Origin of the sequence: Phenylobacterium sp. (assembly GCF_031425575.1) — a bacterium.
Lineage (GTDB): Bacteria > Pseudomonadota > Alphaproteobacteria > Caulobacterales > Caulobacteraceae > Phenylobacterium.
Map to the genome: position 1 here is coordinate 1 of NZ_JANPJP010000047.1, position 8,286 is coordinate 8,286.

Here is an 8,286-nt window from a genome sequence, read left to right on the forward strand (position 1 = left end):
GTTCGCGGGGGGTTGCGCGCGCGCGTGCCGGCCGCAGGATAGGGTCAAGTCTTTGTCCTGATTCAGAAAGTCGCCGCCCTTGAACCGCGCGCTCCTCGCCGCCTCCGCCCTGGTGCTCAGCGCCGGGGCCGCCTTCGCCCAACCCGCCCCGCCGCAGCCGCTGGCCCTGCCGCCGGCCATCGCCGCGCCGCGCGACACGCCCTATCCCGGGGTTAACACCCTGTCGGTGGACGCCACCGACACCGACCGGCGCATCGTGCGGGTGCGGGAGACCATTCCCGTGGCCCAGGCCGGGCCCATGACCCTGCTGTTTCCCGCCTGGATCCCCGGCAAGCACGCGCCGCGGGGCATGATCGAAAAGCTGGCCGGCCTGACCATCACCGGAAATGGCGCGCCGCTGAAATGGACGCGCGATCCGGTCAACGTCTTCGCCTTCCACATCGACGTCCCGGCCGGGGTGAAGGCCGTGGACCTCAGCTTCCAGCACGTCTCGCCCACCGACGAGGACCAGGGCCGGGTGACCGTCACCCCCGAGATGACCCACGTCCAGTGGTTCTCCCTGGCCCTCTATCCCGCCGGCCACTTCGCACGCCAGATCCAGATCGCGCCGGAGGTCCGCCTGCCGCAGGGCTGGTCCTACGCCACGGCCCTGGAGGATCTGGCCAAGGCCGGCGACACGGCGAGATTCAAGCCCGTCGCCTTCGATATCCTGATGGATTCCCCATTGTACGCGGGGCGTTACGTCAAGAAGCTCGACCTCGATCCGGGCGGCGCGTCGCGGGTGACCCTGAACCTGGTGGCCGACGCGGCCAACCTGCTGGAGGTCAAGCCCGCCCATCTGGCGGCGCACCGGTCCATGGTGGTCCAGGCCGACAGGCTGTTCGGAGCCCGCCACTTCGACCACTACGACTTCCTGGTGGCGCTGAGCGACAAGCTGGGCGGCATCGGGGTGGAGCACCAGAGGTCCACGGAGATCGGCACGGCGCCGCGCTTCTTCCTGGACTGGGACAAGCTGGCGGCTGTGCGGGGGGTGGTGCCGCACGAATACGTCCATAGCTGGAACGGCAAGTACCGCCGCCCCGCCGACCAGTGGACCGCCGACTTCAACACCCCCATGCGCAACAGCCTGCTCTGGGTCTATGAGGGCCAGACCCAGTACTGGGGCAATGTGCTGGCCGCGCGCTCGGGGATGTCCAGCAAGCAGGAGGCCCTCGACGCCATGGCCGCCATGGCGGCGGCCTATGACAACCGCGTCGGCCGCGGGTGGCGCGCCATGCAGGACACCGTCCACGACCCGATCATCTCAGCCCGCCAGCCCCAGGCCTGGAACAGCTGGCAGCGCAGCGAGGACTATTATTCCGAAGGCCAGCTGATCTGGCTCGACGCCGACACCCTGATCCGCGAGCAGACCAAGGGGAAGAAATCCCTCGACGACTTCGCCCGGGCCTTCTTCGGGGTGAATGACGGCGCCTGGAAGGATCCCCTCACCTACGACTTCGACGAGGTGGTGAAGACCCTGAACGCCGTACATCCCCACGACTGGGCGGCCTTCCTGCGCACGCGCCTGGACGGACACGGGCCCGGCGCGCCCCTGGATGGGGTGACGCGCGGCGGCTACCGCCTGGCCTATTCCGCCACCCCGACCGACTTCACCAAGACCGAAGAGGCCCGGCGCAAGATCACCGACCTGACCTATTCCCTCGGCCTGGTGCTGAACAAGGACGGGGAGTTCACGGCGGTGCAGTGGGAGGGCCCGGCCTTCAAGGCGGGCCTGGCCGACGGCGTCAAGCTGATCGCGGTGAACGGGGTGGCGTATGACGGTGACCGGCTGAAGGAGGCGATCACCGCGGCCAAGGGCGGCAAGGCGCCCATCGAGCTGCTGGTGAAGGACGGCGAGCGCTATCGCACCGTGCCGATCGCCTATCACGATGGCCTGCGCTACCCGCGCTTCGAGCGGATTTCCGGTACGCCGGCCCGCCTCGACGACATCCTGGCGGCGCGCAAATAGCCTTGGAAGCGCTGGAGGCCAACATCGCCACCATCTTCGGCCTGACCGAGGATGGGCGCATCGCCTTCGAGAACGAGCCTGGCCGGCCGGCGGGGCCGAGGCTGTTCCTGGCGGGCTGCCGGGAGGGCGTTCGGGTCGCCCTGCGCCACGATGTGGGCGCCGCGACCGCGCGAGCCGTCGAGGCGCTGGCGGCCCGCGCGGCGCCCTGGTTCGATCCGTGGACCGACCCCGGCGTCCTCGAGGACATGCTGGCCCTGCTGGGCCGCGAGGCGCCTGTGGAAAGCGTCAGCCGATCGCTGATCTACCGCCTGCCCCACGCCCTGCCCGTCGCCGCCGGCGTCCGGATCATCAGCGGCGACACGGGCGAGGGGCTCCGCTGGCTGGCCCAACTGGCCGATACCGGGATGCCGCCACACCTGCTGGAGGCCGGCTTCCTGGGGGTGGGCGATTTCTGGGAGCCGTGGGTGGTGGCGCTCGAGGGCGCCACCATCGCGGCCATGGCCTTCGCCGCGCGCATCGGGCCGAGGGCGGCCGAGACCGGAGTCTATACGTTTCCGGGCTACCGGGGGCGGGGCTTGGCGGCGGCGGTGACGGCGGCCTGGTCGCGCCTGCCCGAGCTGGCGGACCGGCCGCTGTTCTATTCGACCCAGACAACGAACGTCTCGTCGCAGCGGGTGGCGGCGCGGCTGGGACTGCCACAGTTCGGGGCGGGGGTGCGGGTGACCTAAGCCACTTCGCGGTCCCCCGGCGCCTGTTGGGCCGCCAGGATGGCGTGGACGATGGTCTCGATCAGGGCCTGGGCGCGGATCGGCTTGGAGAGGTGCTGGTCGGCGCCCGCCTCGCGGCCGGCGCGGATGTGTTCGTCCATGGCGTTGGCGGTCAGCATGATGACCGGGGTGCGGGCCAGGCCCTCGGCGATCTCGAACTCCCGCAGCAGGCGGGTGGCTGATAATCCGTCCAGCTCGGGCATTTGCATGTCCATCAGCACGACATCGAAGCGTTCGGCCCTGAGCCGGTCGAGGGCCAGCTGGCCATTCTCGACAATCTCCGGCTCGACATTGACCGACTGAAGGATGAGCTGAACCACCTTCTGGTTGGTGGGGTGGTCCTCGGCCAGCAGGATGCGGCAGCCGGAAAGGTCGAAGGCGGTCTGGGCCTCCACAACCTTGGTGGCGGTCGCCGTCTGGGCGGTCGCCAGCGGCAGGACGAAGGTGAAGATCGAGCCGACGCCCGGCGTCGATTCGACACGGATGGCGCCGCCCATGAGCTCCACCAGCGAGCGGCTGATGGCCAGGCCCAGGCCCGTGCCGCCGAAGCGCCGGGTGATGGAGCCGTCGGCCTGCTGGAAGCGGCCAAACAGGCGGGCCTTCACGCTGTCGTCGAAGCCGATGCCGGTGTCGGTGACGGAGAAGCGGACCTGGCCGCCCTCCTCCGTCACGGCCAGGCGCACCGCGCCGGCGTGGGTGAACTTGACCGCGTTGGAGAGCAGGTTGGACAGCACTTGGGTCAGCCGGACCTGGTCGCCCACGAAGGCGCCACGGGCGGTCTCGGCCACGGTCCAGGCGAGCTCCAGCCCCTTGGACTCCGCGGCGGCGCGATGCAGCTCGGCGATGCGGCGCACGATGGCCTCCATGTCGAAGGTCTCGTTGGAGAGCTGGATTTCGCCGGCCTCAATCTTCGAGAAGTCGAGGATGTCGGTGAGCACCTGCTCCAGCAAGCGTCCCGAGGAGACGATCAGCTCGGCCAGTTCGCGGCTCTGCTGGGTCTTCTGCTGGGCGGCCAGGGTCTCGGAGATGGCGATGACGCCGTTCAGCGGCGTGCGCAGCTCGTGGCTCATATTGGCCAGGAACCGGGACTTCTCGGCGTTGGCGCGTTCCAGCTCGGCTGTCCGGTCTCGGACGCGGTCCTCCAGGCTGGCCAGCACCTCTTCGACCTTCTCGCGCTCGCCGCGCAGGGCGTTGGCCAGGACGCCGATCTCGTCGGCGCGGCGTTCGATCTTGCTGACGTCCTCGCGCTCGGGGCGGCGGTCACGGACACCATAGACCTCGGGCTCGCAGGCGCCGGCCAGCTGGCGCAGGGGCCAGACGATGGTGCGGCGGGCAAGGGCCACGACCAGCAGGGTCTGGATCAGCGAGGCGATCGCGCCGATCGCCAGAACCCAGGACGCCGACCGCGCCGCCGAGAGGGCGATGGCGGACTTGGGATAGGTGAGCAGCAGGTACCAGTCGGGACCCGCAAGCCGCCCATAGGCCACCACTTGGCGGCCGTCGGGACTGTCGATGACGCCGTGCACCTGGCCATCCCGGCGGATCGCCATCACCAGCGACTTGAGGCTGAGCCTGCGCTCATAGTCGGCGACCGTGTCCTCCGAGGCGCGGCCGGGCGTGCCAAAGCCAGGATAGGCGATCAACTCGCCCTTGCCCGTCACCACCAGGTTGGAGGCGCCCGGCAGAGTCGTCCGGATAGCGTTGAGGAAGAAGCCCGTGAGTTCGATGGAGGACCCGAAGGAACCGACATAGCGGCCATTCACATAGGCCGGAGTCAGGCAACCGGTGGCCAGGCGTTCCCCCTTGCTGTCCTGGACCAGGCGCTGGAGATTGGTGCAGCGGGTCACCCGGGCCGGGTCGTTCTTGGGCAGGGTGATCTGGGCCATCTCCTCCTTGGAGACATCAAGGCTGGCGGGCGCTTCGCGGCGGTAGAACATCAACCGGTCAGCCCGGTCGGGGCCGAACATCACCAGCCGGGCGTCGGCGGGGGTGAAGAAATAGAAGTTGTCGTACTCGCTGCGGGCGGCCTGACCGAAGTCGGACACCACGGAGAAGGCGGCCGTCAGAGCACGGCGCTCCGCCATCGAGGCCTGGTCGGCGTCTGAAATGAACGCGCCCATGCCGTAAATCCAGCGGCCCGACGCGGTCAGGTGGCCATCGAACAGGATGTCGCGGCTACGGCGGGTGCCGTCACCCTTGGCCGGAAAATAGTCATCGGTGAGCCGGTTCACGTCAGCGTCCGAGAGACGGTTCATCCGGCGCTCGAGCTCGACGCCGGCGGCCTTGTGCAGATTGGTGAGGTTGGTGAAGCGCCTGTCGATGTTGGAGCCGCGCTCGCGCACATAGTCCGACAGATAGGTGATCTGCCGGTTGGTGAGTTCCTGCTGGAAGACAACAAAGGCGCCGATGGACCCCAGGATGGTGACCACCAACGACATCAGCCCGACGCTGATCAGGAATCTGCGCGAAAGAGAGTTCATCGCCCCGACAGCGGCCCCCACCGAAAGCAGCAAGCTACGGGGAAGTCCTTGCGCACTGGTTACGAATCTCAACCTTTAGGACATGGTTACGACACTTTTACATCCAAGTTGCGCCGGCATTCTGGCCGCTTCACCCGCAGAAACACAACCTTACCGGTAGTTCTCATGGACGCCCAGCAACACCCCGACGCCCCCCGCACGTAAGCCTGACTTGGGTTCCGGGGCGCGGCTGGGCTATTCACGGAATCATGGCTAGCGAGATCATCGTCGACGCCCGGGGCCACCACTGCCCGGTGCCAACCCTGCGTCTGCGGCGGGCGCTGGAGGATGCGCCCGCCGGGGCGCAGGTGCGTCTCTACGCCGACGACCCCATGGCGCGCATCGACGTGCCCCATTTCGCGTCCGGCGCCGGGTTTGAGGTGGTGGAGACGGCCGAAGAGGCCGGGACGCTCAGCTTCCTGATCCGGAAACCAGCCTAGGCTTCTCGCCCCGCAGATCCGACAGCAGGCCGGCGGCGGCGGTGGCCCGGTGCTCGTCCATGGCCAGCTCGATCTCGGTGGCCAGGGCTCCGCCGAAGAAGATGGCGTTCACGGTCCAGGACAGCCAGATCAGGAACACCACCACGGCGGCCACGGAACCATAGGTGGCCCCCAGCTGGGCGATCTGCTCGACATAGAAGGCGCTGGCCCAGGACATGAAGAGGCACAGCAGGGCAGCCGCCATGCCCCCGGTGATGGAGGCCTTCCAGGCCACCGGGCGGCTGGACATGGCGAAGCGGTAGATCAGGCTCATGGCGAGCGTGATGCCGAAGCTGGCCCAGGTCCACTCGCTGAACAGCCAGGGCGCGCCGGCCAAGGGCTTGATGTCGAAGGCCGCAGCCACAAAGCGCAGATAGAAAAAGGCCGCCGACAGGAAACCCAGCAGCGCAAAGGCCGCCACCAGCACCAGCAGGGCCATGACATTGAAGCCGACGAAGCCGCGCGGGGCCTCGTCGTCGTGGATAAAGGACAACCCCGCCAGCAGGGCCTTGAACCCCCGGTGCGAGGCGTAGGATCCGATGATCAGGGCCACGCCGCTCTGGGCCGAGACCGCCTCCAGGGGCGCGCGGGCCAGGCGGGTAAGCTCACCCTCGAACAGGCCACGCGCCACCGGCGGCATCAGGTGAGACAGCATCTCGGCCTGGGCGGCCGCCTGGCTGGCGTCGGCGAAGAAAGAGTAGACCCCCACCATGATGGCCAGGCCGGGAAAGACCGCCAGCAGGACAAAGAATGAGACCCCCCCGACATAGAGCATGACATCGCGGCCCCAGAGGCGCGTCAGGGCCTTGCCGTTCACCGACAGGGTCCGCCGCACCCAGTGCAGCGGGTCCCAGTCGATGTCTCGCAAACGTTGAATCTGGCCCCGGATCGACATCGGGCGGAAGGTGATCAAGACCAGCCGATTAGGCAAGCCGCGATCTGACGCGGCGCAGAGGACCCAACCGAACAAAAGCGGCGCGCCACCTACGCGAGTGGCGCGCCGTCGATGGGCGTGTCGTACCATCGCGGCGGGCCGCCGCCCGAGGGACGGGAGTGGGCGACGACCAACCTGGGGACAGATTACCGAGCGGTCGCTGAACCGAGGCTGAACGGCGCTCGCGGAACGTGTTCACTTGGCGACGGCGTCACGTCACTGTCGCATAAACTTCAAGAACGGGTGTTAGCTGGACCCTGAGCCCCAGTGGCGCCGCCGCAAGCGGCGCCCTCCATCGGAGTTTCCTCATGAAGACCGCCATCTACCTCGCCGCCGGCGCGGCCCTCGCCCTGAGCGCCTGCAGCCAGAAGACCGACACCACCTCCGAGGCCGCTGGCGGCGGCGGAAACCGCGCCCAGGTCTGGGCCGCGGGCTCCTCCACGGTCTTCCCCTTCGCCACCCGCGTGGCTGAGAACGTCGCCCGGACCACGGGCGGCAAGCCCGCCCGAGTCGAATCTCTGGGCACCGGCGGCGGCTTTAAGCTGTTCTGCGGCGGCGCGAGCTCGCAGTACCCCGACGTCGCCACCGCCTCGCGGCCGATCAAGAAGTCCGAATTCGAGAAGTGCGCCGCGGCCGGGGTCACCGATATCATCGAGATCAAGATCGGCTTCGACGGCATAGTCGTGGCCAATGACAAGAAGGGCCCCACCTTCGACCTGCACCGCGAGCAGCTCTACAAGGCGCTCGCCGCCGAGGTGCCCAAGGGCGGCGCCCTCGCCCCGAACACCGCCAAGACCTGGGACGCCGTCGGCCCCGGCCTGCCCAAGGACGCGATCCTGGTCTATGGCCCGCCCCCCACTTCGGGCACCCGCGACGCCTTCAACGAACTGGCCCTGGAGAAGGGCGGCGAGAAGGACGCGACGCTGGCCGCGCTGAAGAAGTCCGATGAAGACAGCTTCAAGGCCAAGACCCACACGATCCGCTCCGACGGGCTCTGGGTCGACTCCGGCGAGAACGACAACGCCATCGTCCAGACCCTGGAGAAGACTCCCCACTCGATCGGCGTGTTCGGCTACTCGTTCCTCGAGAACAACATGGACAAGGTGAAGGCCGCCAAGATCGAGGGCGTGGCACCGACCTTCGAGACCATCTCCAGCGGCGAATACCCCCTGTCGCGCTCGCTCTTCATCTACGTGAAGAAGGCCAGCATCGGCGTGACGCCGGGCCTGCGGGAATTCGTCGACGGCTTCGTCTCCGACGCGGCGACCGGCAAGGGCGGCTACCTCCAGTCGCGCGGTCTGATCCCGCTGCCGGAAGCCGAGCACAAGGCTCAGCAGGCGTCGGTCAAGGCGCTGACCGTGATGACGGCCCCGGCGTCGTAGATCGCGTAAAAAGCCTTCCCCCTCGATGGGGGAAGGTTGGATGGGGGTTCACGTGCTGCGATCGACATAGGCCTCCAGCGGGCGCTCACCAACGCTCTGCACTCACCCCCATCCCCGGCCCTTCCCCCATCGAGGGGGAAGGGAGCTGCCCCTACCCGTTCAAGGCTCCGGCCGCCTTCAGCGCCTCGATCTCCGCG

The 8,286-nt window shown here is 68.3% G+C and carries 6 protein-coding genes; 4 read left to right on the forward strand and 2 right to left on the reverse strand.

All coding sequences use genetic code 11. The annotated features are described in order from the left end of the window. The first annotated feature begins 79 nt into the window (after positions 1-79). Positions 80-2,008: a peptidase M61 gene (locus RMO97_RS02545; protein ID WP_310538981.1), complete on the forward strand. Its 1,929-nt coding sequence runs from the start codon at positions 80-82 to the stop codon at positions 2,006-2,008. A gap of 2 nt (positions 2,009-2,010) precedes the next feature. After that, the gene (locus tag RMO97_RS02550; RefSeq protein ID WP_310538982.1) at positions 2,011-2,736 is read left to right on the forward strand and encodes a GNAT family N-acetyltransferase; all 726 of its coding nucleotides are present in this window, start codon (positions 2,011-2,013) and stop codon (positions 2,734-2,736) included. On the opposite strand, the gene RMO97_RS02555 is transcribed toward RMO97_RS02550, so the two are convergent. Continuing rightward, complete coding sequence (locus tag RMO97_RS02555; RefSeq protein WP_310538983.1) at positions 2,733-5,255, reverse strand: ATP-binding protein; 2,523 nt, start codon at positions 5,253-5,255, stop codon at positions 2,733-2,735. The genes RMO97_RS02550 and RMO97_RS02555 overlap by 4 nt on opposite strands. A gap of 248 nt (positions 5,256-5,503) precedes the next feature. On the opposite strand from RMO97_RS02555, the gene RMO97_RS02560 reads away from it, so the two are divergent. After that, a complete protein-coding gene (locus RMO97_RS02560; RefSeq protein WP_305336731.1) occupies positions 5,504-5,734 on the forward strand; it encodes a sulfurtransferase TusA family protein in 231 nt (76 codons plus the stop codon). On the opposite strand, the gene RMO97_RS02565 is transcribed toward RMO97_RS02560, so the two are convergent. Beyond that, a complete protein-coding gene (locus tag RMO97_RS02565) occupies positions 5,706-6,704 on the reverse strand; it encodes a YihY/virulence factor BrkB family protein (RefSeq protein WP_310538984.1) in 999 nt (332 codons plus the stop codon). The genes RMO97_RS02560 and RMO97_RS02565 overlap by 29 nt on opposite strands. Positions 6,705-7,015: 311 nt before the next feature. Here RMO97_RS02565 and RMO97_RS02570 point away from each other — a divergent pair, with 311 nt between their 5' ends. Further along, the gene (locus RMO97_RS02570) at positions 7,016-8,089 is read left to right on the forward strand and encodes a substrate-binding domain-containing protein (RefSeq protein ID WP_310538985.1); all 1,074 of its coding nucleotides are present in this window, start codon (positions 7,016-7,018) and stop codon (positions 8,087-8,089) included. Positions 8,090-8,286 lie beyond the last annotated feature (197 nt).

Excerpts from the sequence above, each read along its gene's own strand:
- RMO97_RS02555 (WP_310538983.1), bottom strand. The coding sequence starts at position 5,255 with ATGAACTCTCTTTCGCGCAGATTCCTGATCAGCGTCGGGCTGATGTCG.
- RMO97_RS02570 (WP_310538985.1), top strand. The coding sequence starts at position 7,016 with ATGAAGACCGCCATCTACCTCGCCGCCGGCGCGGCCCTCGCCCTGAGC.
- RMO97_RS02560 (WP_305336731.1), top strand. The coding sequence starts at position 5,504 with ATGGCTAGCGAGATCATCGTCGACGCCCGGGGCCACCACTGCCCGGTG.